Annotated in this window: 12 protein-coding genes; 3 read left to right on the forward strand and 9 right to left on the reverse strand. The window is 58.8% G+C overall.

Going from position 1 to position 24026, the window contains the following annotated elements; genetic code table 11:
* Positions 1-50: 50 nt before the first annotated feature.
* The 3 genes from VL547_RS17845 to VL547_RS17855 all read right to left on the reverse strand — a co-directional run bounded on the left by VL547_RS17845 (position 51) and on the right by VL547_RS17855 (position 10520).
* Complete coding sequence (locus VL547_RS17845) at positions 51-8717, reverse strand: GH36-type glycosyl hydrolase domain-containing protein (protein WP_325580390.1); 8667 nt, start codon at positions 8715-8717, stop codon at positions 51-53.
* Positions 8718-8803: 86 nt separating this feature from the next.
* Positions 8804-9514: a LytTR family DNA-binding domain-containing protein gene (locus tag VL547_RS17850; protein ID WP_325580392.1), complete on the reverse strand. Its 711-nt coding sequence runs from the start codon at positions 9512-9514 to the stop codon at positions 8804-8806.
* Entirely contained in the window at positions 9486-10520 is a 1035-nt protein-coding gene (locus VL547_RS17855; RefSeq protein ID WP_325580394.1) for a sensor histidine kinase, read from the reverse strand. The genes VL547_RS17850 and VL547_RS17855 overlap by 29 nt, the downstream gene beginning before the upstream one ends.
* Positions 10521-10674: 154 nt before the next feature.
* Here VL547_RS17855 and VL547_RS17860 point away from each other — a divergent pair, with 154 nt between their 5' ends.
* The 3 genes from VL547_RS17860 to VL547_RS17870 all read left to right on the forward strand — a co-directional run bounded on the left by VL547_RS17860 (position 10675) and on the right by VL547_RS17870 (position 15033).
* On the forward strand, positions 10675-12816 hold the full coding sequence (locus VL547_RS17860; protein WP_325580395.1) for an outer membrane beta-barrel protein: 2142 nt from the start codon (positions 10675-10677) through the stop codon (positions 12814-12816).
* Between the two features lie 115 nt (positions 12817-12931).
* The gene (locus VL547_RS17865; RefSeq protein WP_325580397.1) at positions 12932-13387 is read left to right on the forward strand and encodes a fatty acid desaturase; all 456 of its coding nucleotides are present in this window, start codon (positions 12932-12934) and stop codon (positions 13385-13387) included.
* Positions 13387-15033: a Na+/H+ antiporter gene (locus VL547_RS17870; protein ID WP_325580399.1), complete on the forward strand. Its 1647-nt coding sequence runs from the start codon at positions 13387-13389 to the stop codon at positions 15031-15033. The genes VL547_RS17865 and VL547_RS17870 overlap by 1 nt, the downstream gene beginning before the upstream one ends.
* On the opposite strand, the gene VL547_RS17875 is transcribed toward VL547_RS17870, so the two are convergent.
* The 6 genes from VL547_RS17875 to VL547_RS17900 all read right to left on the reverse strand — a co-directional run.
* Complete coding sequence (locus VL547_RS17875; protein WP_325580401.1) at positions 15030-16223, reverse strand: BamA/TamA family outer membrane protein; 1194 nt, start codon at positions 16221-16223, stop codon at positions 15030-15032. The genes VL547_RS17870 and VL547_RS17875 overlap by 4 nt on opposite strands.
* Positions 16224-16278: 55 nt before the next feature.
* Positions 16279-16410, reverse strand: coding sequence for a hypothetical protein (locus VL547_RS17880; protein ID WP_325580403.1), 132 nt, complete (start codon positions 16408-16410; stop codon positions 16279-16281).
* Positions 16411-16494: 84 nt separating this feature from the next.
* The gene (locus VL547_RS17885; RefSeq protein WP_325580408.1) at positions 16495-16953 is read right to left on the reverse strand and encodes a protein-disulfide reductase DsbD domain-containing protein; all 459 of its coding nucleotides are present in this window, start codon (positions 16951-16953) and stop codon (positions 16495-16497) included.
* 2 nt (positions 16954-16955) lie between these two features.
* Positions 16956-19526 (reverse strand): redoxin domain-containing protein, encoded by a 2571-nt coding sequence (locus VL547_RS17890; protein ID WP_325580410.1) that lies wholly within the window; start codon positions 19524-19526, stop codon positions 16956-16958.
* Between the two features lie 14 nt (positions 19527-19540).
* Positions 19541-21151, reverse strand: a complete 1611-nt coding sequence (locus tag VL547_RS17895) for a RagB/SusD family nutrient uptake outer membrane protein (protein WP_325580412.1) — start codon at positions 21149-21151, stop codon at positions 19541-19543.
* Between the two features lie 4 nt (positions 21152-21155).
* A partial coding sequence (locus VL547_RS17900) for a TonB-dependent receptor (protein WP_325580414.1) occupies positions 21156-24026 on the reverse strand: 2871 nt, incomplete at its 5' end.

The following is a 24026-nucleotide window of genomic DNA, read 5'->3' on the forward strand; positions in this document are numbered from 1 at the left end:
AACGGGATTCCGGGATGCGTTGTAAGATGCGCAATCGGTTGAGCCGGCGTTTAAGCGGTCTCAAAGGCCGCGCAATGTATTTCCACGCCATGGCTTTGACCGTCGTCTTCCAGCCGGATGGCGCTCCCCTCACCCTGGCGGTCGTCTATTTTCCACCGCGAGGTTGAATTGTCCGAATGCTGGAAAACGGTGATGCGATATTCCGAGGTCCCATAATGGTACACCAGGTGAACCGATGGCCAGTGCAGCGGGAAACGGGGTCTCAGCTGCAACAGGTCCCCCCGTCGCTCCAGCCCGATAAACGAGTCCAGCAGGAACTGGTACATCCAACCCGCCGACCCGGTATACCAGGTCCAGCCGCCCATCCCCTTGTGGGACTCGTTGGCATAGACATCCGCCGCCATGACATAGGGCTCCGTCTTATAGCGATCGACCGCCGCCGTATCGAGGGCATGGCGTACCGGGTGGATCATCTCCAGGAGCTGCCACACCTTCTCCCGCGCCCCCAGCCGGGCAAAAGCCATCAGGGCCCAGACCGCGGCGTGGGTGTACTGGCCGCCATTCTCCCGCACACCCGGTAGATACCCCTTGATATAACCCGGGTTCAGCGCTTTTGAATCAAACGGGGGATCGAGTAGCTGGATCAGCCCCAGCTCTTTCCGGACGAGCTGCGTGTCGAGGGCGTCCATGGCCATGGAGGCGCGACCGGCTTCAGCCGCCCCGGACAGTACCGCCCAGCTTTGGGAGATCGCATCGATCCGGCATTCCTTGTTTTCTTTCGATCCCAGGGGCGTACCGTCGTCGAAATAGGCCCGCCGGTACCATTCCCCATCCCAACCGGCCGTTTCGATCCGGGTCTGCATACCGGCGGCTTCCGCCCGGCAGATCTCGGCGAAGAGATGATCTTTGAACGCATCCGCGGTGCCGGCGAACCGGACGAGCACGTCATATAGAAAAAAGGCCAGCCATACGCTTTCTCCTTCGCCCTTGTAGCCCACCTTGTCCATACCGTCGTTCCAGTCGCCCGTGCCCATAAGCGGCAGACCGTGCCGGCCAAAACGTAACCCGTGCCGGATAGCCCGGACGCAGTGCTCATAGAGCGTCCCGTTCACGCCGGCGGCCGCCGGCAGGTCGTAGAAGGACTCCTCCCCCGGGTACAGGGCGCGGCTTTCCAGGTAGCCGACGTGAGTCCCCAGAACGTCTTCATCACCGGTAGCGGCCACATACCTGGCCACCACAAAGGGCAACCATAGGTAGTCGTCGGAGCAGCGGGTCCTGACGCCCCTGCCCTCGGGCGGATGCCACCAGTGCTGCACGTCACCCTCCACGAATTGCCGGGACGCGTGCAGCAGTATTTGTTCGCGGGCCAGGTCCGGCCGCGTATGCAGCAGGGCCAGCACGTCCTGGAGCTGGTCCCTGAATCCAAAGGCGCCGCCGGATTGATAAAACCCGCTCCGGCCAAGGATGCGGCACGACAGCGTCTGATACAGCAGCCAGCCGTTGGCGAATATATTCACGGCGTCGTCGGGCGTGGTGAGCTGCACGGCGCCCAGGATCGACGCCCAGTGCTGCTTTACGCGGTCGAGCGCGGGTGAGGCCGTCCGGGGCCCGGACAGCTGTTGGATGAGCTCGAGCGCCTCCCGGGTGCTCGCGGCGCTTCCCAGCTGGAATACCATTTCCCTTTCAGCGGCGTCGGGGAGATCGATGGTTACCTGTAAGGCGGCGCAAGGGTCCATACCGGCGCCGCTCCTGCCGGAAAGTCTTTTGCGGTGCATGGCCTGGGGGTCCTGCAGGTTCCTGTTGCGGCCGATGAATTCGAGCCGGTCGGTGGTAAAGGCCGGCTGCCCGGGGTCATCCACCCTGAAAAAGCTGACCCTGTCGGAAAATGCCGGGTTATACCGGTTCCTGAACAGCAGGGCGCCGCTATCCGCGTCCGGTTCGGAAAGGATGTGCATGCCCGTCCTGGCGGGAACATCCCCCAGCACGATGTCGAGGTAGCCGGTGGCGGAAAGCCTCCGCCTGCGGCCCGAAAGATTTTTTACCCGCAACACCATCCACTTGACCGGCAGCGTCTCGTCGATAAACACGCAGAGCTCGGTAGCGATACCCTGCTCGGTGTGTTGAAAATGGCTGTAGCCAAACCCGTGCGTAGCCAGATAGGGCGTGGCGCCGCGAACGGGGAACGGCACGGGAGACCAGAAATAGCCGGACTCCTCGTCGCGCAGGTAAAAGGCTTCTCCGCCGGCGTCGTTCACCGGGTCGTTGCTCCAGGGGGTGAGCCGGTATTCGTGGGCATTGACGGCCCAGGTATAGGCGGAGCCGCTTTCGGAGATCACCGTGCCCATATCCGCGTTGGCGATCACGTTGACCCACGGCGCCGGGCTCGTCTTCTTCCGGTCGGTAAGGACCTTGTATTCCTTGCCGTCCGGGGCGAAGCCCCCCGTTCCATTGTCAAAAAGAAGGTTACCGGGAAGCGTGGTCTTACCGGGTAATTCATCCGGCGCCACGGGTCCCGTCGGTACAAAGGGCGAACCGGCCCTTTCGGCGAAGAGGCGATTCACCTGTTCGGATAATGTCCCTTTATGGTCGTAGATGATAACCCTGGCGACGCTTTCAAAGAGGATACGGTCCTCCGGGGATATCTGATCCGCGGACCGTACGAATATTTTGCCGGACTTTTGATTGGACTGGATACCCGCGTCGGTATTGATAAGCCCCTGTATCTGGTCCAGCAGCAATTGCCGGTACGAACCGTGATCCTCATTCCAGATGACGAGATCTACGGCAAGCCCCTTCAGCCGCCAGTATGCGTGCGCCTGGATCATCCGGCGCGCCAGGTCCAGGTTTTCCGGGTCGGTCATATGAAGCAACACGATCGGGAGGTCTCCGGACACCGAATGACTCCAAAGACCCGACTGCCCCCTGAAATTGTTCAGGATCACGGCCGGGTCGCCGCGCAGGTCGGGATTGGGGTAAACGACGGAGGAGGCCAGCTGGTCATACAGCTGGGCGTCGGCTTCCGTGGCGTCGATCTGGCGCAGCAATACCTGGTTATGCGTCCACGCTAGCTCGAAAGCGCGGTTTTTCAGGTGCTCGTCCTTGTATTTACGCATCAGGCTTTCACAGGCGTCCCTCGTTTCGCCGATGCCGTAGATCAGGTCGACGGTGGCGGTCTGGTTGGGCTTGACCGTCATGCGGTAGCGGATCGAGGCGATGGGATCGAGCACGGCGCCATGATGACCGGACAGCGAGTCGCCGTCCATCGCCTGCGGGTTGCTCAACGACCGGCCGCGACCGATAAAGGCCGACCGCGCCGTCTCATAGGAAGGCGCTTCCGCCATGGCCCCATGGACGCTCATCAAATGGAACATCCAGGGCGGCGTCTCTTCTTCCGATCGCGGCCGGCGGGTGCAGACCACGGCGTGGTGCTCCGGGAGGATTTCCGTCTGTACGAAGAGGTTGCTGAAGGCCGGATGCGCCTCGTCCGACGCCTGCGTGGCTATGACCAATTCGGCATAGCTGGTCACCTCGATGACTTTTGTAAACAGGGTGGTATTGGTGATCTTTATCCGTCGCATCTCCATGTCATCCTCCGGGCTGATCACGATCTCCGTAACGGTGTTGACGCCGTTGTCGCGCCGGCGGAACTCGACGTGCCCCGCCGAGAACAATACTTCGTACTTCCGGGCGGCGTGTAAGGTGGGCAGGTAGGTATTCGACCAGCATTCGCCGCTGCCGGTGTCTTTGATGTAACAGAAAATACCGTGGTCGTCCTTTGTCGGGTCTTCCCGCCAGCGGGTAACCGCCAGGTCGTTCCAGCGGCTGTACCCGGCGCCGGAATTGGAAATCATCAATTGATAGCGGCCATTGCCGAGCAATTGGATCTCCGGGATCCTCGTGAAGGGGGTATTGATGACCCGTACGGGTGCGCCGGTTACCCGGGACGGGGGTTCGACGATATCGGCGGTATGCGCGTAAAAAAGGGCGGCGCGGGGGATGCGCTCCTGGAGCAACAACAGGGTTGCCTGGAACCGGAGCTCCGCCGTGAACCGCCGCTGCATGGGCTTGTCGAGGAGCACATACGCCAGCGACAGCAAACCCATGCCCTGGTGATGCACCATAAAGGATCGGACAACGACCGAGGTCTTGCCTCGCGGCAGCCGGGAAGCGGTATAGTCGACGGACTCATAAAACCCATACGCCCCTTCCAGCCCTTTTCTGGACAGGGCCTGGAGGTTCGTAACGGCCTTTTCGGGGAGGACCATCAGGGCCAGCATCGAAGCATAGGGCGCTATGACGAGGTTGTCCTCCAGGCCGCGATTCAATCCCAGGCCCGGGATACCGAAGGCGCGGTATTGATAGGTGAGGTTGGCGTCGACCAGGTTATAGGCCGATTCGGAAATCCCCCAGGGAACGCCATGCTGATCGCCGTATTCGATCTGGCGCCGGACCATGGCCCTGCCGGTCTGGGCCAGCAGCGTGTTCTCGTAGGAAGGCATGACCAGCTGGGGCATCAGGTACTCGAACATCGACCCGCTCCAGGACAGCAGGACGGGGTCTTCGCCGGGGTTGGTGAGGAGGCGGCCCAGCGCGAACCAGCTCTCCTGTGGGAGCTTGCCTTGCGCGATGCCGACAAAGATCCCCAGGCGGACTTCGGAGGCGAGCAGGTCATAGAAACTATTGTCCCTGGTCTGCTCTTCGACGTTATACCCGATGTGCAGGAGCCCGGTGGTGGGCTCGAGCAGGAAATTATATTCGATGTCGCTGAACTTTTCGCATTGATCCGCGAGCTCCTCGATCCGGCCGATCTTTTCGGCCGCCCGGAGGGACGCTTCATCGACGCCGGCCTGCATCCGCCGGAGCCAGTCTTTTTCCGCGGCGGAGCGCTCCTGTCGTTCATATTCGTCGAAAGCCGCCTGGTAAACGATTTTCATCTCCTGCATCGATCGGAGCGTCGGTATGTGCTCCAACGATGACAGCCTGGGGAAGCATTCGGGTACCGGTAGGAAATCCACCCAAGGGGCCAGGTCCAGCAGGTGGTCCCGGTGGTCCTTCAATTGAAGCGACAGCCGGCCGGCCCAATCCGACAGCTCCGCGGGAAATTGCAGGTCCCCGGCGAGGCGCGCCATTTCCTCGAGCGCATCCTTTGTAGCGGTCAATGAATCTTTCTCCGGCGCCGCGCGCTTCAGCAACGCCTGTAACCGGCTGGCCGGCCCGGCCGGTTGTCCTTTTGACAGCTCGGCGATGATGCCCGCGGTCGTGTGGAGGCCCTGCCATAGATTTTTACCCACGAGGGGTTGCCCGGGAAGGGCCAGTAATCCCTGGCGCAAGGTGAGGAGATGGCCGGCGAGGTTGCCGCTGTCCACGGTCGATACATACCGCGGGTATAACGGAGCTAAGGACCGGGTATCGTACCAGTTATAAAAATGGCCTTTGAAGCGCTCGAGGGTATCCATAGACTGCAACGTCCGGCCGCACCTGTCCAGGAGCCTGCTGATGGACACATAGCCAAAGTCATACGCCGCCAGGTTGGCCAGCAGGGCCAGGCCGAGATTGGTGGGCGATGTCCGGTGGGCCAGGACGCCGCCCTCCTCCACCTGGAAGTTGTCGGGTGGCAGCCAGTTGTCCCCGGTGGTCACGAACTGTTCGAAAAACGCCCAGGTCTTCCTGGCCGTCTTATACAGAAACGCCAGCTCCTGTTCCGCCAGGTCGGGCCGGTCCTTCGCCCGGGGCTTGCTCAGGCGCCAGACGAGCGCGGGGGCCAGGAGCCACAACAGCAGGATGGGGCTGCTGACCGGAAAAGCCACCGGGTTCCCCACCAGGAAAGCCGTGCAGACCAGCGAGAGCAGCGGTACGATCGCCAGCGACCGATACGCGGACAGCAGGCCGTCCCGGTTCTTTGACGTAGTCGTAGCAAAGGGCGTCCATTCCAATAGCTTCCGGCGGCTGACGATCATCCGCCAAAGGGTGCGCAGGATCGCGTCCACGTATTGGAAAGCTTCGTACGGGAGGATGGAGAGTCCGAAGACAAACCGGATCACCGTGATCTGCAGGTTACCGGCGACCTCGGAAAGGTGCGCTTTCAGGGTCAGGTCGGCGGGCTTGTTCAACAGCTGCCAGGCCGAAGCGACGATGGGGGGTAAAAGGATGATGGTGGACACGGCCAGGGTCCAGAACCAGGGGAAGGGCAGGACGAACCAGCCGAGCAACAAAAGGGACAAGAGCGATACCGGTAACAGGCTTCGCCGCAGGTTGTCGAATATCTTCCAGCGGGACAAGGCGGAAAGCCTGTTCCGGGTCAGGTGCCCCTTGCCGGTCCTGACATACGGCAGGAGCCAGGCCGCGATCTGCCAGTCGCCCCTGATCCACCGGTGATGGCGCCGGAGGTCCGTTTCATACTGGGCGGGGTTCTCCTCATAGAGGAAGACGTCGCTCAGCAACCCCGACCGGACATAGCAGCCTTCCAGCAGGTCGTGGCTCAGGATGCGGTTTTCCTGGAATAAATCCTGGAAGGCGAGGTCGAAGGTATCTACATCGTAGATGCCCTTCCCGATAAAAGACCCTTCGTCAAAAAGGTCCTGGTACACATCCGATGTGACGCGGGTATAGGGGTCGATGCCGGAAACGCTGCCCTGCATGTGCAGGTAAAGCGACGTGGTCGTCACGGGGATGCTCGTATCGACCCTTGGCTGCAATATTCCATATCCCTCCGTGACGCGTTTCTTCCGGAGGTCATATTCCGGGTGGTTCAGGGGATGCGCCATCGCCGCGATGAGCTTCCAGGCGGAATCGCGCGGAAGCTGCGTGTCCGAATCCAGGGTAATGACGTATTTCACCGCGCGCAGGACCCGGTAGTCCCCGATGATGAGGGAAAACTCCTTTTCGTCGCGGCCCCGCAACAAGGCGTTGAGCGCCGCCAGTTTTCCTCTTTTTCGTTCGTACCCCATCCATTTTTGTTCCCCCTCGTTCCAGACCCTGGCGCGATGGAACAAAAAGAAGATGTCGTTATCGTTCTGTTTATATTTCTGGTTCAGCGCTTCGATCCTTTCAACCGCCAGGTCGGTCAATTCCTGGTCTTCCTTTCGGTGCTGGGTATTGGCATCCGTAAAGTCGGTGAGCAGTCCAAAGTGCAGGTTGTCGCCTTTATTGGCGAGGAAACGGATCTCCAAACCCTCCATCAGGGTCTCGATGTAGGCTTTGCCGGATAGCAGCGTGGGGACGATCACCAGGGTACGGCACGCTTCGGGAATACCTTTTGAAAAGTCCATCCGGGGTAAGACCTTAGGCTTGACCAGCAGCGTCGACAGCCAGTTGACGAGCGAGACGGCGAGCTGCGCTGAAGCGGAGACGGCCAGCACCGCGACGACCGCGAGCAGCACGCCGCCGCGAATCCCCTGGCTATAGGGCATATAGGACAACCCGGTCGCTATCAGCCAGGTCAGCAATACGATCGAGGCGAAGTAAAAAAAGAAGGGGACCTTTTGCGCCGAGCGCACCAACCTGCGGGACCGGATGCCGGTCGCCCGCGTCAACTGCCGCATTCCCTTGTCGATGAGGTAGAAGCCTACGTGGCGCGTCTTTTCCGTTCCGGCGTTTTCCGCGAGGGTAAGCGCGGTTTGCGCGACCTGCTTTTCAGGGAGCCCGCCGCTTTTGGCGATGGATTCCACGACGTGTCTATAGCGGTCCCTCGTCGTAAAATCCATCCTGGGATACGTGCCGGCGGGGTCCTGCGTGAGCACCTGCTCCACGCAGCTTAGCTTCTCGACGAATTCCCGCCAGTCGGTGGTTTCGATGGCGCGCAAGGTACCGATGCTGTTGCGGACCGACACCTGGTCGGCTGCCTGCGCCTGATTTTCCTGGCGGACAAGGTCGTTGCTGCTGGCGCCCATGCCCGACAGCTGCTGTTCCAGCCAATTGAGCGCCAACGCCAGCGCGGGCCCCCTGCCCTGCAGGTTCCGGGTGAGACCCGCGACGAACGGGCTGCTCAACGGCGGCTTCGACCTGACCATGTCGGCGATGGTCAGGATCAGCTGGGCCGCGTCTTCCTTTACCGTATCGATCATCTTGTCCGCCCAGTAGTCGGCCAGGTTGCGATCGATCATATCCAGCGCGATCCTCCCGCAAACCCGCCGGAGGTTTTCGATGACGGCCAGCCTGAGCATGATGGGGATCGCCCAGAGCTCGCCGAGCGTCAGATCGGTGACGGTCTGATACGCCGCTACAAAGCTCCCGAGGTTGCTCGCATCGACCCGGCCGTCGCTATGGGAAATGATCTCCAGCACGATGTCATAGACCCGGGGCATCCCGACGAAGCGACCGCCCGCCAGGGCGGGTAGCGCCTCGCTGTATCCCTTGGGCAGGTGCTTCCGCGCGAGGACCACCTGTTCCTCGATGAGGTAAAAGTTGTCGATCAGCCATTCCGCCCCGGGGCTGATGGTTTTGCCCGCTTTGATGTTGCCGACCAGCAGGTTCCGAACTTCGAGAAGGGTCTCCTCGTTGTCGGCCAGTCGTTTGAGCAATTGATCCGAGGTGCGGCCCGTTTGCAACCGGTGCAATGACGCGATGTCTTTCCCGTGGCTGTTCAGCTGATCCGAGGTATACAACCCCGAGCGGAAGGGTTCTTCGTTGTCGTCGTCCCGGGCATCGGCGGAACCCTGGAAATAGACGCGCAGGCGGGACAAGATATCAAAGACCGTACTGGCCGTAACTTTCATCATAATAGAAAAGGGGGAGAGAGGGGGGACAGCCTGTAAAGTAAGCTTATTCGGGGACATCGCCACCGCGATCTTACCGGCGCTCCCGCTTAAAACGTCTTTCGCCGGATCATTTCCATCAGGCCGTCCTTGAACTTCTCGCCGATAGGTATCCGTATGTCGCCGATGTGGATATGGTTGTCCTGGATCTTGTGGATCTGGCGGATATTGACGATGTAGGATTGGTGGACGCGGGCAAAGGGTAGGTGCAGCTGCGCTTCTATGTCCTTTAGCCGCCGGTAGGTCATCACGTCGAAGGTGGAGGTCACGACGCGCACATATTCCTTCCGGCTTTCAAAAAAAAGGATGTCGGGCAACAGGATTTTGCGGAGCTCGGAACCGGATTTGACAAAGAAATACTCGTGGTTGGTTTCCGCTGGTCTGTCGCTAACGGGGAGGCGCGGTTGGAAATAAGCGTCGACCTTTTTGGCGGCGGCGAGGAACCGCTTGAGCGTGATCGGCTTTAGCAGGTAGTCGATGGTGTTGAAGGTATAGCTTTCCGCGGCGTGTTCGGAATGGGCGGTCGTAAAGACGATCGCCGTGTCTTCGGAGAGCAGGGCGGCGAGCTCCATGCCGTTCAGCAGGGGCATATTGATGTCCAGGAAAAGGAGGTCCACCTCGTTGTTCTTTAGGAACGCGATGGCCTCGAGTGCATTGTGGCACCTGGCCGATAACTGCCAGGAAGTGCTTTGCCCTATCAGCACTTCCAGGAGGTTGACCGCGTTGGGCTCGTCATCGACTATCATGCACCGTAGACTCATGCAGGGGTACTTTTAGGGTTGCCGTGAAATACCGGCCGTCATTGACCGTATCCAGGGTAAAATCGTCGTCATACAGGATGGACAGGCGTTTTTGGAGGTTGGCCAGCCCAAGCCCGCCTTTTTGGGGTTGGTCTGCGTGCCGGTTGAGGGTATTCCGCGTGCGGAAATAAAGGTAGCCGTTTTGCTGCGTTAATGACATCTCCACCCGGTTACAACCGGTGATCTTGTCGATGCCGTGCTTGAAGATATTCTCGACAAAGGTCATCAGCAGCATGGGGGGGATCGGGGTTTTGCCGTCGATGTTTTTGCCGAAGACAATCTCCGGCTCCGGGTTGATCCTGATCTTTTCCAGCGCGATATAGTTGTCCAGGAACTGTACCTCCGTTGCCAGTGGCACCGTCTCCTGGTTGCTCTGGTCGACGAAATACCGCATGATCTCAGACAACCGTTCGATCAGGAGCGCCGTCCGGGGGGAATCCAGGAAGGCCTCGTAATACATGTTGTTGAGGGTATTGAAGAGGAAGTGTGGCTGGACCTGGGCCCTCAGCAGCTTGAGCTCGAACTGGCTCCGTTGCAGCTGGGCCTCCTCCGACGCCTGTTTGACCAGGAAATAGGCGATGGCCAGCCGGAAGACAAAGCTCAGGATGAAGACCGTGATGCCCATCAGGATGAATGCCACGTACGTGCCCACGTCCTGCAGGCGGGGGGCGTTCCGATAGTAGTCGTTGTGTATGGCGTAGGAGATATAGTACTTCCCGGCGCCCGTCAACAGCAACAGCAGGAGCGATGTTATGGCGTAGGTTCCGTAGCGCTTTTTTTCATAGAACAGGGGGTACAGCAGGCGGATATTGCCGTATATGATCAACGCGTAAAAACAGGTGTTGATGACGGCGTAAGTAGCCGAGCGTTGTATCCCGTCGCTGGACACCATGGATAGGAAGCTCATGAGCAGGATGGCCAGCCATACCAGGTATTGCAGTCGGATGAGCGTCGCCCTTTGCTTCATGCTGCAAAATAGCCGATTTCCGGTTTTCGGCCCGGGGGGATTCAACAGACGGGGGATTTGACTCAATATAGGGTGATGGCGGCGTGTGTTTAGCTTGTTGGCGGCTGGGTTGAACGTTTTTTCTCCCTGCGGGCGGGCGGTATTCCTTTGTCCCATGAAGCAACTTCTTTTCGGCCTTTGGTGCCTGGGCGCCGTATCGGGCTCGTGGGCGCAGGACAGTACTTCTTCCGTCAGGGTTTTGGCCGAAGTCACTGTTTCCGGGCGGTCCCCTACCCTCCGCACCGGGCTGGACAAAAAGGTCTTTGCCGTGAACCAGAGCCTCGTGAGCGTAGGCGGCACGGCGGCCGACCTGCTGCAGAACGTCCCCACGTTGCAGATAGACGCGAATGGGACGGTGAGCTTCCGCGGGGCGACCGACGTGGTCGTGCTCGTGGATGGGAAGCGTTCGGTGATCGGCGGGGGTACGGCGGCGCAAGTATTGCAGTCCATCCCGGCCAGCGCCATCGACCGCGTGGAGATCATCACCCATCCTTCGGCGAAGTATGACGCCGAGGGGCAGGCGGTGATCAATATCGTGCTGAAGAAGCACAACGCCGCCGGGTGGAACGGCTCCGCCGCGGTCACCGGGGGAACGAGGGGCAACTATAACGCCACGGCATCGCTCAGCCATCAACACGGTCAGCTCGACTGGTACGCCAACTACAGCTACCAGCACCGCAATACGTACAGCAACGGGTTCCAGGACATGACCTACCTCCAGTCCGCCGACTCCGTCCGGTATAGCCATGAAACCTTCCCTTCCGTCAGTGTTACCGACCTCCATTCGGCCAAGGCCGGGTTGGATTACGCGGCGTCCGCTAGGGACAAATTGTCCCTGACCGGCGCCCTTAATGCGTCCACCCGTGTGCGCAACGAGTGGTTAACGGTCGATAACCTGACGGCCGGAGGGTCGCCGGCGCTGCTGAGTACCCGCGACAACAGCACCGATGGCAACGAGCACAGCTACGAGCTGACCGTGGATTATACGCATGCTTTCCGGAATCCGCTTCGCACGCTCTCGCTGGATGCCGATGTCGCGGATGGGGTCACGCATCAGCAGCAGGTGTACAGTACGTATGTGTCCTACCCTGTTGACTCCGCCGCGGCCTTACAGGACATCAAGGCCACACACAGCCGGAACTACAACTTCCAGCTGGACTTTACCGACGGGCACTTCGAAGCGGGGTTACGCAGTCAAATCAGGGTCGGGGATAACCAGGAGTGGGATTATAACCTCGAGCCATACGCGCCGGAGTATGGCTTTACCAATTTTTTCAACAGTACGACCCAGGTGCACGCCGCTTATGTAACCTTTCACCGGGACATCCGCGCATTTTCCTTCCAGGCCGGTATCCGGGGGGAATTCGGGCGGTTCGACGGACGCTTGCAAAGCTTCGACTCATTGGGACGGCCGGTCACACAGGCGATACCGGTCAATACATGGGGGTTGTATCCGAGCTTTTCGGTCATCAAGCGGCTGTCCAACGGGCGACGGATACAGCTGAACTATTCCCGCCGGGTACTCCGGCCGACACCCGGCGAGCTAGATCCGTTTTTTGACATATCAGACCCCGTGAATTACGATGCCGGGAATCCCCGGTTGTTGCCGGAGAGCGTCCACTCCGCGGAGCTGACCTATGCCTTTGCGGGGCTGACCGCCGGGGCGTACTATACCCAGGTGAACGACGTAATCAAGCACGTACAGACCGTACCGGTGGATGACGTGACCTATACCATCGCCGCCAACCTGAAGCGTTCCATCAATACGGGACTCGAGCTCATCGGCCACGTCCAACCGGTGAAGGCGTGGGGATTCGACGCCAACGTCAACGTGTATGAACGGATCAACGCCGGGGATTCGGCCTATGGCATCAGCGCCACGCATGGGCTGAGCTGGAACGCCAACGTCACGAACAACGTTACGGTGGGGCATTCTTTGTCGCTGCAGGTCCGGGCCGACTACTTCGCTGAGGACAAGAAATTCCAGGACCTCTACCGGCCGGCCTGGGGCATCGACGCGGCGGCGAAATACGATTTCTGGCACAAAAGGGCCAGCCTCACGCTGAACGGCCGCGACATCTTCAATACCCGCCGGTGGCGGTTCCTCCGCGAGAGCGACGCGCTGGCGCTCAATTTCGAACGGGTTACGTACAGCGCCAGGGGAAGCCTGACGTTTGCGTACCGGTTTGGAAGCGGTGGGGCGAAGAGCCGGGCGGCGGGGGAATCGCAGCAGAACGCGCGGATCGAGAACCGGTGAAATCCGTGAATTATACAACATCCCCCCAATAATGATGCAACGCCCGGGCCGGCCGGAAAGGTCTAATTTTGGGTATGTTTCAGGATGCCATCATGAATTCTTTTCCGGCTTGAACGTGTTCAAGACAAAAAAGAACTGCCTGCCATTTTTCCACTGGATGAAGGTGCTGCTGCTGATGGGCTGTCTCGTCGCTTTCCTGTTCCGCGACTTCTCCTTTCCCCTGCTGGGGATCGCTTTTGTGTACAGCATGATCGTCATGGGAACCCACGGCACCATCTGGTACCACCGCTACTGCACCCACAACGCTTATTCCTTCAGCAACAAATTCTGGCGGTTCCTGACCCGGAACCTGACCATCAACATCGTCCCCGAAGAGACCTATGTGATCTCGCACCACGTACATCATGCCAAATCGGACCGGCCGGGAGATCCATACAACGCCACCGCCGGTTTTCTATACTGTTTCCTGGCCGATGTCAATCACCAGGCGATTTCAGAGCATTTAACGGAGCGCGACTATGCCCGGGTCGTCAAAATGCTGGCCAGCAGCCTGAAAGCAAAGAGGCCATAATGGAAAATTTCAAGGTCATTATCTTCATTCTGGCCGTGCTGATCAGCTTATCATCGTTCATCGACAAACTTAAGATTCCCAACCCCGTATTCCTGGTCCTGGCAGGGTTGATCATAGGCTTTGTCCCCGGGTTACCCAATCTGACGCTGGATCCGGATGTCATTTTCCTGGTGTTCTTACCACCCTTGTTGTATGATGCGGCTTTTCGCACCTCATGGCACGACTTTAAAACGAATATAAGGCCCATATCGGCCTTGGGGATCACCCTCGTTTTCTTTACCACGATTGTCGTCGCCGTTACCGCCCATTATTGTATCCCGACGATGACCTGGCCGCTGGCTTTCCTGCTGGGGGCCATTGTCTCACCGCCGGACGCGACGGCGGCAACCGGCATCATCAAAGGGCTTGGCTTGAACAAACACGTTATCAGCATCCTCGAAGGGGAAAGCCTCATCAACGACGCTTCCGCATTGATCGTCTACCGGTATGCTCTGGCGGCGAGCATTACCGGGGGCTTCCTGCTCTGGCAGGCCGGCTTGCAGTTCCTGCTGGTGGCGGGCGGAGGGATATTAATCGGACTGGCGATCGGCTACGTGCTCATTGTCATACACAAAAGGATCATCAACCATCCGGTGGTCGAAACCGGGCTTACGCTGCTGACCCCTTTTTTGTCCTATCTGGCCGCCGAACAGCTGCATACTTCGGGCATTGTGGCGGTAGTAAGCACCGGGCTCCTCCTATCCTGGCGATCGCAGGAAATATTTTCTTACCGGACAAGGATGCGTACCTCGGTCATTTGGGATACGTTGTTGTTTTTATTGAACGGTTTCATCTTTATACTGATCGGCCTGCAATTGCACGGTATTGTAAAACAATTGACGAACTACAGGGTGCCTACGTTGATAGGATATGGGTTGATAATCAGCCTCGCTACAATCGTAGTTCGTATGATTTGGGTTTTCGCGAGCGCCTATTCACTCGGGCCCCTGAACAAGCGTTTCAAATCGACTTCGGGTAATGAGCGGTATGACGACTGGAAAAACGTCATCATCGTAGCCTGGACAGGCACAAGGGGGGTGATCTCCATGGCTACCGCACTGGCCCTGCCGTTCACGTTGTATAACGGGGAAGTATTTCCGCAAAGGCACCTGATTATCTTTATCTGTTTCGTTGTCATCTTTGTAACCCTGGTAGTGCAGGGGCTGTCATTACCGCTGCTGATCCGGCTTCTCCACGTGAAGCCCTCGAACAACGAAGACAAAGAAGAAAAACAACTCCAGCTACACATTGCGAACTGCACGCTGCATTTTATCGACTACGAGTTTCACCCGCAGCCCAAAGAGCAGATTAGAATAGCCCTACGAGCGAAATACGAGCAGCTGGCCGGCAAGCTGGCTAAAGAAATCGACACCCATACGCAAAATGAGCAGGAGGATAAGCAGCTGACGGTAAGAACGCTGACGGCTATGCAACAAGCGCAGATAACTATCGGTCAGTTCCAGCGGGACCTGCTCTTAAAGCTTCACAAGGATGGAGACTTTGGCGACACAGCGATACGGCAGGTGGAAAGGGAAATGGATATCCAGGACCTGAATTTAAGCCAATTGCTTCCCAAAGAAGAAGATAAGACGCGGGGAGACGGTTAAAATGCTTCGCCCAGGTTGAGGATAATCGCGCTGTATCCTTTGCTGAAGCCATAATCGACGGCGATATTGGTACGCGAGGCTTTGTTGAACTTCACCCGGAGCCCGGTGCCCGCCGCGGGGTGCCAGGCTGTGAAAAGGGTACCGGAGCCGCTGACGGTATTGACATTGGCAAATATCACGAAACCCAAGAGCCCATTGGCCGTGATATCCCTCCTGTATTCGCTTTCAAAATAAAACAACGTTTTTCCGCGGTACCGGTTCTGATCGATGCCCTCCCCCGAACGGTTGTAGGGGTCCCAGCCGATGCTCGGCAGGTCGAGGTACGGGGTCTTCCCATTAAATACTGTCCAGAAATATGACCAGAAAGCCAGGGTATTCTGCTGGTTCTTATTCGACGGGTTCAGGGGAAAATACCGCCTGACGTCCGCATACAAAGACTGCCAGGTATTATTGCTTCCCAGGAAAGCCGGGTTCATACGATATACGATATTCAAATAAGAGCCTGGTAACGGGTTGATCGAATTATTCCGGGTATCGTAAAGGACAGACAGGTTGACACCCGAGGATACCGAGCCGCCCCCGGTGCCATAGCTGTACCCCGTAAACTGCTTCAGGTCGACGTTGGGATCGTCGCTTTTTATACCGCTCCGATAGTCCAGGTTATAACCGCCCCCGGCAAAGAAATACGGGGTGATCCGTTTAAGCGCGCTTTGGTAAAACCGGATATACCGGTCATCCACCAGGGTCCTTTCGGCGTTGACCCGGCCGCTACCCAGGCCCCAGGTGTATTGCGGGTAGATCAGGAACCTGATATCGCCTTGTATAACCCAGGTATTGTCGCTGAGCCATATATTGGACCGCAAGGGCAGCCCAAACCTGCTTTTCAGGTTCCAGTATGGTGCGAACGTGACCGAGGATAGGTTGGTGGTGCTTTTCGGACCGAGATACGTCCCCGCCGTCGTGCTCGTGACCAATGCCTGGCCAACCCCGCCCGGTACCGCACCGGGTACGGGCAGCACGGAAAAATAAATCTTCTTTTCCCCCTGCGTCCTCGGCTTCTTGAGGTTGATGCGAAACAACCCTTTGGCGATATCGATCAGGTCGGTTTGCCGGGATGTATCTTTTACCGCGCTTTGTTTGGGGATCATATTGGTCGCATCCTGCGCGCGGGCGAGGGCAGGGGCGATCATCAAACAGGCTACAATTCCGCGGACCCCAGGTTTATACGATGGCATGGGGCGGTCGCTACTGCTTGCCCTTCACAGAGGGCAGTATGTCTTCCTTGGTATTCTTCGCGGCCTGGTAATCGGAGACGGTCTTTTTGGGATGGACGGCCGGGGCTTTCTTGGCATTCTTGCCGCTCTTGTTTTTGCTCATAATCGTTTATGTGCAATAGACCAATATCCGTACCGGTAATTAACAGGCTAAAATATTGGGGGGTATTTAACAAGGGGGCGTGATTCAGGGCAACGAAAGGCTAAACGCTTTTGCCGTCGGCGGCAAACATTCGTGATCGTTGCACACCATAAACGTCACCTTACCGGTGACGGTCGTCTTGACGGGGTGCTTAAGCACTACGTGCTGGACGAAGTCGACCTTGCCGGAATATTGGAGGACCTGGACACCGAAAAGGGGTTCGAAGTGCTTGTCGAGCTTGCCGATCTCTTTGACAGGGCCGTCGAATGTCAATAGTGGGTTGGGGCTTATGGAGATAGCGGTGGGCGCCGGGCCACCCGGCGGCGTCTGTTGGGAATAGGTGTGCCACTCATCCTCGAGCGCGGCGGTCAGGTGGATATCGAATTGGCCCTCCCCCGTCCGGACGACGGAGAAGGACCATTTGACGGCGTCGTCGGCCTGCCCTAAGGCAGGCCGGACAAACGCCAGGGACATGAGAAAACAGAGACAGATGGATAACTTCATAGCTATGCCTTTTGCGCCAGGACGGAGCCGATCATCAATTCGAGCATCCGGACGGCCTTGGGGTTTTGGATCATGAAATTGGAAAAGATGATCCGGCCGTCGCGGTCGATCACGAAATTGGTGGGTTCGCCGCGGACGTGATAGGCCTTTTGCGCTCCCGCGTCGCCATCGCGCAACGGGGTGAAGCTGTAGCCGCTGGACTTCATAAAGGGGAGCACGTACGGGTCCTGGCTGGTCGCGACATTGATACCAACGTAGGCGACGTCCTGGCCCTTGAACTTGTCGATGACGCTCTGGAAGTGCGGGAACTCGCCGCGGCAGGGGCCGCAACCCGGGAACCAGAAGGTCAGGAGGACTACTTTGCCGCGGTAGGACTGTAACGAGACCGTATCGTTGGTTTTGTAGGCATAGAGGTTGAAGGCGGGGGCTTCGGTGGCGGCGGCCAGCCGGGCCTTTTGTACCTCGGCGTCGACCCAGGACGCCTTTTTCCCTTCTTTACGGGCGTAGGTGATTATGGCGGTGTGGACGTCGTCCGAGGGCTCCTTGGCATAGAACGAGATCAGCGTGTCGACCGCGGCGGCCGGGTTGCCGTTGGCGTCGGCGGCCTTCGCCTTCAGGAGATAGACGGTCTCGCGGGCGTCGGAGTATTTGCTGAGCTTTACCTGGTCCAGGGTGGCGACGGCGTCGGCGGGATGGCCGGCATCGAGGGCTTGCCTGGCGGCCACGACGGCCTTACCGGCGCTGAGGTTGGCGTCCCATTGTTTCTTATCCCAATCGTCGGTGGCAATCTTGGACATTTCTTCCGCGAGTGTCAACGCCTGGGCTGGGTCGCCGGACAGGAGCAAGTCGAAATAACCCGTCATGCCCGACGCGGACCAGCTGAACTTCGCGGGCGGGAACTTGTCCCTTAACTGTTGAAATATGTCCTTTTTATCCTTGGGGTCGGCGCTGCGATAGGCGAGCCAGTACAGCATCTGGGCGCCGCGTTCACTGGTGGGGAAGCGGCGGGCGACGTCGAGGCTCAGCGCGCGGTATTTAACGGGGTCGGTGCGCTCCATGGCGAAGGCATAGGAGGCGGCGTAGTCGGGGCTATTGGGTGAGGCGTCCATCGCTTTCTTCAGGTAACCGTCGGAAGCATCGAAGTCGCCCCAGCGTTCCGCGTCGATGGCCAGGTCGGACCAGGCATCGGACATACCCGGGTCGAGGGCGACGGCTTTGAGCAGGTAGGGCTTTGCCTCTGGACTCTCGGCGTTAGCGAAGGCGTTGCCCATGGCGAAGGGGACGATGGCCGATTTCGGGAAGCGTTGGATCCATTGGTCGTACTGCGGTTTGAGGAGGGCAATGACGGAATCGAAGTTGGACCAGGTCGCGTTCGGGATACTTTCCCGGAACGCCTTGATAAAGCGTTCGTGGAGGGCGAGGCTGTCAGGGTAGGCTTCCACGGCGGCTTTTAGATCGGCCAGCGTGTCCTGGCCCAGGACCTCGGCCAGCTTTTTCTCCAGGGCGCCGCCGCGGAGGTCCCGGGCGATGATGACGCCGTCGGGGTTTACGAGGAAATTGAAGGGGATGGCTTGTATCCCATATTGGCTGGCGGCGGCGTTCCGCCAGCCTTGGAGGTCGCTGACCTGCGCCCAGGGCATGCCGTCCTTGGCGACGGCTTCCTTCCACTTGTTGCCCTTGTCGTCGAGGGAGACGCCCAGGACGACGAAATTCTTGCTTTTATACTTGTTATAGGCTTTGAGCACATTGGGGTTTTCGGCCCGGCAGGGACCGCACCAGCTGGCCCAGAAGTCCAGTAGCACATAGCGGCCTTTATAGTAGTCCGAAAACTTTACCGGCTGACCGTCCATGTTGTCCTGGGTGAAGTCCATGGCGGTTTCGCCGACCGCGGTCTTTTTAAGGATGCCGAGGCGGTGGGACATCGCTTTGCCGAGCATGGAGGCCTGGAGCGACGCGTCGAGACCGCTGAACAACCCGTTCAGCTTTTGGTAGTCCCCGGTGTAAGACATCCCCGATATCTCACTTAAGGATACAGGGCTTTCCGGATGGTCATGGATAAACGCCACTACCCGTTCGGACTTTTTGGCGTCGAGCTCGTCCATCCTGGCCTCCGCGGCGGCGATCCCGGCGGAATCCTTGGCTTTGTGCGCGGCGCTGTACTGCGTATATACCTTTTCGAGCTGGTCGGTCACGTCCTTTGTCGAGGCGCGGAGGCTGTCATACGTCAGCTGGGTCCGGGAACCGGTCACGCGGATGTTGTCCAGGGAGTCGATGTGACCGGCTACTTTTATCTTCGCGTTCTCCAGGAAAAATTGCGCGCCCTTTTCCTTGGTGGAGAGGTAGACCAGCATCGGCTGGTCGACGTGCCCGGTTACCTGGAAGCGGCCGTCTGTCACGGCGGCGGAGTCTATGTGCACCGAATCGCCGACAGCCCATTCGATGTAGATCTTTTTTGACTTGAGGCCTTTGATATAGCCGGTCACGGTGTACCCGTGGGGGTTGGCGCCGGCGAGGTCGTATCCGTGGGGATTGGCGCCGGCCAGGGCCAGGAGCGCCAGGAAGGTATATGTCATAACTACTCGTTTTTTTAGTTCCATCCGGGGTTTTGTTCCAGTACCTGACCCGCCGGATATTTGGTCAGCTCCTGTAAGGGTATGGGAAAAAGATACATTTTCGGGTCGAACACGCGCTGCTGGACCTGCACCCGCTGGTATTGGTGGACGCCGCCCGCGTTGTTGACCTGCATGCCGTAGATGTCGGCGCCGATCAGCTGCGGCCCCGTTCCCCAGCGGCGGATGTCTTCCCAGCGCTCGCCTTCGAAGGCGAGCTCGACGGTCCGTTCGCGGACGTAGGCGTCCCAGGTCAGCTGACCGGCGGGGATGTCGGGCATACCGACCCCGGGGCGCTCGCGGAGCAGGTTTACGTAGGTGCGCGCTTCTTCCGCGTTGCCCAACTGTAGCTCGCATTCGGCGTAGTCCAGGTATATCTCCGCCAGCCGGAGGATGATACAGTTCTGGTAGTTGGTGTTGTTGCCGTAGAAGATATAGTTCGGGTTCAGGAATTTCCGGAGCATGTACCCCGTGGGTGTCGCGTCTGCGATGGGATTGTAGAAGGAACCGCTGGTCATGTCCATGACGTTGCCCAGCCACTCGGACGAGTCGTACAGGATGCTCGCCGCCAGCCGCGGGTCGCGGTTGGCGTAGGGACGGGCGGGGTTGTACAACGGGGATTGGTCGTAGGGCTTGCCGTCGGTCATTTCGTACTGGTCGACGATGTTCTGGGTTGGGCAGTCCTGGAGACCAAAGAACCCGGAGAAGAAAGACGTGTTCTCGTACAGGTCGACGTAGTTCACCTGGCCCGTCAGGTCCCCGCCAAATTCCTTGTTGAAGATCACTTCCGGATTGTCGTCGTTTTCCGGGTAGAACATGCTTTCGTAATCGCCGAAGAGCTGGTAGACACCCAGGTTCATGACGGCCTTCGCCTTGGCCGCGGCGTCGCTGTACCGTTTCTGGTTGAGCAACAGGCGGACTTCCATCCCGAGCGCAGCGCCCTGGGTAGCGCGCCCGATGTCGGTCGACGCGTAGTACTGGGTCGGCAACAGGGCCGCCGCCGCGTCGTAGTCGGCCAGGATGTAAGCGATACAGGAGTCGTCGGAGGACCGTTGGGTGTACAGCCCGTTGTCACCGATGCCATACACGGTATCGATGATCGGGAAACGGCCGAAAAGGGAATAAAGGAACTGGTAATTGTAGGCCCTCAGGAAGCGGACTTCGCCCGTCAGCTGGTTCTTCGTCGCCTCACTGAGGGGCATCGTCGCCAGGTGCGCCAGGAAAAGGTTACAGCTCCGGACGTTCACATACACGCCGGTCGGCTGGCTCCCGGTCCCCGACCAAAAGGCGTCGAACAGGTTGGTCGCCGAGGTATACTGCCCCGTATTCACCGCGTTGGCCGCATAAAAGGAAGCCTCGTGGTTGAGCTTCGCTTCGTCGGTGAAGGACGCGATCATCCCGGTGTTCGCGACGAAGTCAAAGTTGCTGATGATGTTGCCATAGATGTTGTCGACATATCGCGTGATAAGGGCGCTGTCCTGCCACACGTTCGCATCGCTGTACTGGGTCAGCGGGGCGTTGTCGAGGAAGTGCTTCTGGCAGGCAGCCAGCGCGATGAGCGGGAATATATACAATATTTTGTATCGCATGGGATTAGAATTGGACGGTGAGGCCGGCGGTGAGCGATTTCATCAGCGGGTTGCTTACATCTCCGGTCGAGTTGTTGATGTTGAAAGACTCGGGATCGTACCACTTGAATTTGGTGAAGGTGATCAGGTTGTTCCCCGACACCGCGACCCGAATCGACTTGAAGGCGCGGTTCAACAGTTTGTGCGGGAGGTTGTACGCGATCTCCAGGTTCTTTACCCGCATATACGCCGTGTTCACGACCCAATAGGTGGATGTCTGGGCGTTCTCCTGGTAGTTGATCCAGAGCCTCGGGAAGGAAGCATTGGTATGCTCCGGCGTCCATCGGTCCTGCATCCACGCCTCAGCGGGGATCAGGTTGTTGTACGCGGCTTGGTTGATCCCACGGACGTCTGTCGATCCCTGGAGCAGCACGTTGCACTCGATGCCCTTGAAGTTCGCGCCGAAACGGACGCCGTATTGGATACCGGGGAAGAACTTGTTGCCGATGACGACTTCGTCGTTGGCGGTGATCGCGCCGTCCTTGTCGACATCCACGTATTTGATGTCACCCGGTCCCACGGTCGAAAACAAGGGCGTCGGTCCGGCCGCCACTTCCTGCGCGGTCTGGTAAAGACCCGCGGACTTGTAGCCGAGGTAAGGACCGGATGGATAGAAGGAATACGGGCTATTGAAAAATCCGCCCACCGACGTACCGGTGATCTTTTGCCAGGGCGGCGTGCTCAGCGACTCGGGGTAATACACGATCTTGTCGTGGTTGAAGCTCATGTTGCCTTCCACGTAGTAACCGACCTTGCCGGCGTGGTAGTGATGCCCCAACGTGAACTCGAAACCGGTGTTGTCCACGATCCCGTCGTTGAAGTCGGGCAGCGACGCACCGATGACGGACGGCACCTGGAGGTTGGGCGGCGCGAGGATGTCGCGGGTCCGTTTGTGGAACCAGTCGGCTTCAAAGGTCACCAGGTCGCCCTTGTAGTGCGCCTCCAGACCTATGTCGGTCATGATCGCGCGCTCCCACGTAAAATTGGGGTTGGCGAGCACGCCCGGTTGCAAGCTTTGGTAAAAGGTGGGATTGGAACCGCCGAAGGTGTAACCGCCACCGCCATATTGGGAGCCGACCAATGAATAGGTCGTCAGGAACTGGTAGGGCGCCACGCGGTCGTTGCCCAATTCACCCCAGGAGCCGCGCAGCTTCAGGAAGTCCAGGTTTTTTATATTCTTGAAAAACGGCTCCCGGGATATCACCCATCCGCCCGAAACGGCCGGGAAGAAACCAAAGCGGTGACCCGGCGGGAAGATGTCCGACCCGTCGTCCCGGAAGCTGAATTCCAGCAGGTACCGGGAGTCGTAGTCATAGGTTGCCCGCCCGACGATGCCCTGACGCGTCGACAGTGTCGCGTTACCGCCGTTGGTCGACTGGGAGGGGTCCCCGAGGTCGAGCTGGGGCAGCGCGCCCGACACGAAGTTCTGGCGCTCGGCGGAAAAGAGGTCGGTGTTATCCTGTGTCTGCGTGTACAGCAAAAGCGCGCTGACGTGGTGTTTGCCAAAGGCGTTCGCATAGCGCAGCGACCCTTCCATCGTCAGTGACACATTTTGCGTGAAGTTCTCGCTGAGGTAGGGCGCGCTTGGATAAGACGGCACCTGGGTGAAGTTCCCCGAACTGTCGATCGAATACTGGTCGAAAGGCTTGGCGAACCTTTTCCCAAAGACATACCCCTTGTCGTATGCGCCGGTGCCCACGACGCTCAGGCCTTTGATCCAGGGGATGTCCCATTGGAGGTTCAGGGTCCCGTTCAACGTGTTGTTGTACGTGGTGTTAAAACCGGTCTGCCCATCGGCCTGTACACCCGCATTGCCCCGTTGTTCGGGCACATAGGCGTAAAACCCGTTGGTGAAGCGGTTCACGCGGATCGGGGGCGTCTCCAGCGCCTGCCCGATGACATAGTCCAGGCCGTACACGCCTTCGCCGTTGGTCGTGCTGAAAACGCCGCCCAGGTTGAGGTTGACCTTCAGGTTTTTGGTGATGTTCGCGTCGATGTTGCTGCGCACATTCCAGCGCTTATAATATTCGACCGGCACAAAACCGCCGTTGGTTACATACCCCGCGGACAGGAAATACCGGACGTTCTCCCCGCCGCCGGAAGCCGACAGGTTGTAGCTGGACTGCAGGATATGCCCGTCGGTCAGCTCCTTGACCCAGTCGGTGTTCGGGTAGTGATCGGGATCGGTGCCGCTCTTGTACAAGGCTACCTGGTCGGGCGTGAAACCCATACCGAAGGCCGGGTTATACGACCCCTCGTTGTTGTACGCCTCGTTCTGCAAAGTCGCATAGTCGTAGGAGCTTCCCTTTTTATACATGAACGTCGGCATCTGGTCGACCAGCGTGCTGCTAAAGCTGATCTCCGGCCGGCCTGCCCTACCCCTTTTTGTGGTGACCAGGATGACGCCGTTCGCCGCCCGGGCGCCATAGACCGCGATCGCGGAGGCGTCCTTTAGCACGGATATGGCGTCGATGTCGGTCGGGCTCAGGTCGTCGAGGCTGCGGTCGGGGATGCCGTCGATGACGATCAACGGGTCCGAATTGTTAAAGGTACTGAGGCCCCTGACCTTGAGATCGGAACCACCGCCGACCGTCCCCGTAGTCCTTTGGACGTACAGGCCGGGCAGCCGGCCGGCCAGCATATCCGAGACCGCGGTGCTCGCATGGTTCTCGTTCAGCTCCACCGACTTCACGGTAGATACGGCGCTGGTCAGGTCTTCCTTTTTCTCGGAGCCATAGCCGACGACTACGACTTCTTCCAGGTTGACCGAGGACTGGACCAGGACGACATTGATGTCACCGGTCCCTTTTATTTTTATGTCCTGGGGTTCATAGCC

Source organism: Dinghuibacter sp., assembly GCF_035492835.1.
Classification (GTDB): domain Bacteria; phylum Bacteroidota; class Bacteroidia; order Chitinophagales; family Chitinophagaceae; genus Dinghuibacter.

What these genes read in the sequence shown, in the direction of transcription:
- VL547_RS17870 (WP_325580399.1), top strand. Translation starts at nt 13,387, where the DNA reads ATGGAAAATTTCAAGGTCATTATCTTCATTCTGGCCGTGCTGATCAGC.
- VL547_RS17875 (WP_325580401.1), bottom strand. Translation starts at nt 16,223, where the DNA reads ATGATCGCCCCTGCCCTCGCCCGCGCGCAGGATGCGACCAATATGATC.
- VL547_RS17850 (WP_325580392.1), bottom strand. Translation starts at nt 9,514, where the DNA reads ATGAGTCTACGGTGCATGATAGTCGATGACGAGCCCAACGCGGTCAAC.
- VL547_RS17885 (WP_325580408.1), bottom strand. Translation starts at nt 16,953, where the DNA reads ATGAAGTTATCCATCTGTCTCTGTTTTCTCATGTCCCTGGCGTTTGTC.
- VL547_RS17895 (WP_325580412.1), bottom strand. Translation starts at nt 21,151, where the DNA reads ATGCGATACAAAATATTGTATATATTCCCGCTCATCGCGCTGGCTGCC.
- VL547_RS17855 (WP_325580394.1), bottom strand. Translation starts at nt 10,520, where the DNA reads ATGAAGCAAAGGGCGACGCTCATCCGACTGCAATACCTGGTATGGCTG.
- VL547_RS17845 (WP_325580390.1), bottom strand. Translation starts at nt 8,717, where the DNA reads ATGATGAAAGTTACGGCCAGTACGGTCTTTGATATCTTGTCCCGCCTG.
- VL547_RS17890 (WP_325580410.1), bottom strand. Translation starts at nt 19,526, where the DNA reads ATGACATATACCTTCCTGGCGCTCCTGGCCCTGGCCGGCGCCAATCCC.
- VL547_RS17880 (WP_325580403.1), bottom strand. Translation starts at nt 16,410, where the DNA reads ATGAGCAAAAACAAGAGCGGCAAGAATGCCAAGAAAGCCCCGGCCGTC.
- VL547_RS17860 (WP_325580395.1), top strand. Translation starts at nt 10,675, where the DNA reads ATGAAGCAACTTCTTTTCGGCCTTTGGTGCCTGGGCGCCGTATCGGGC.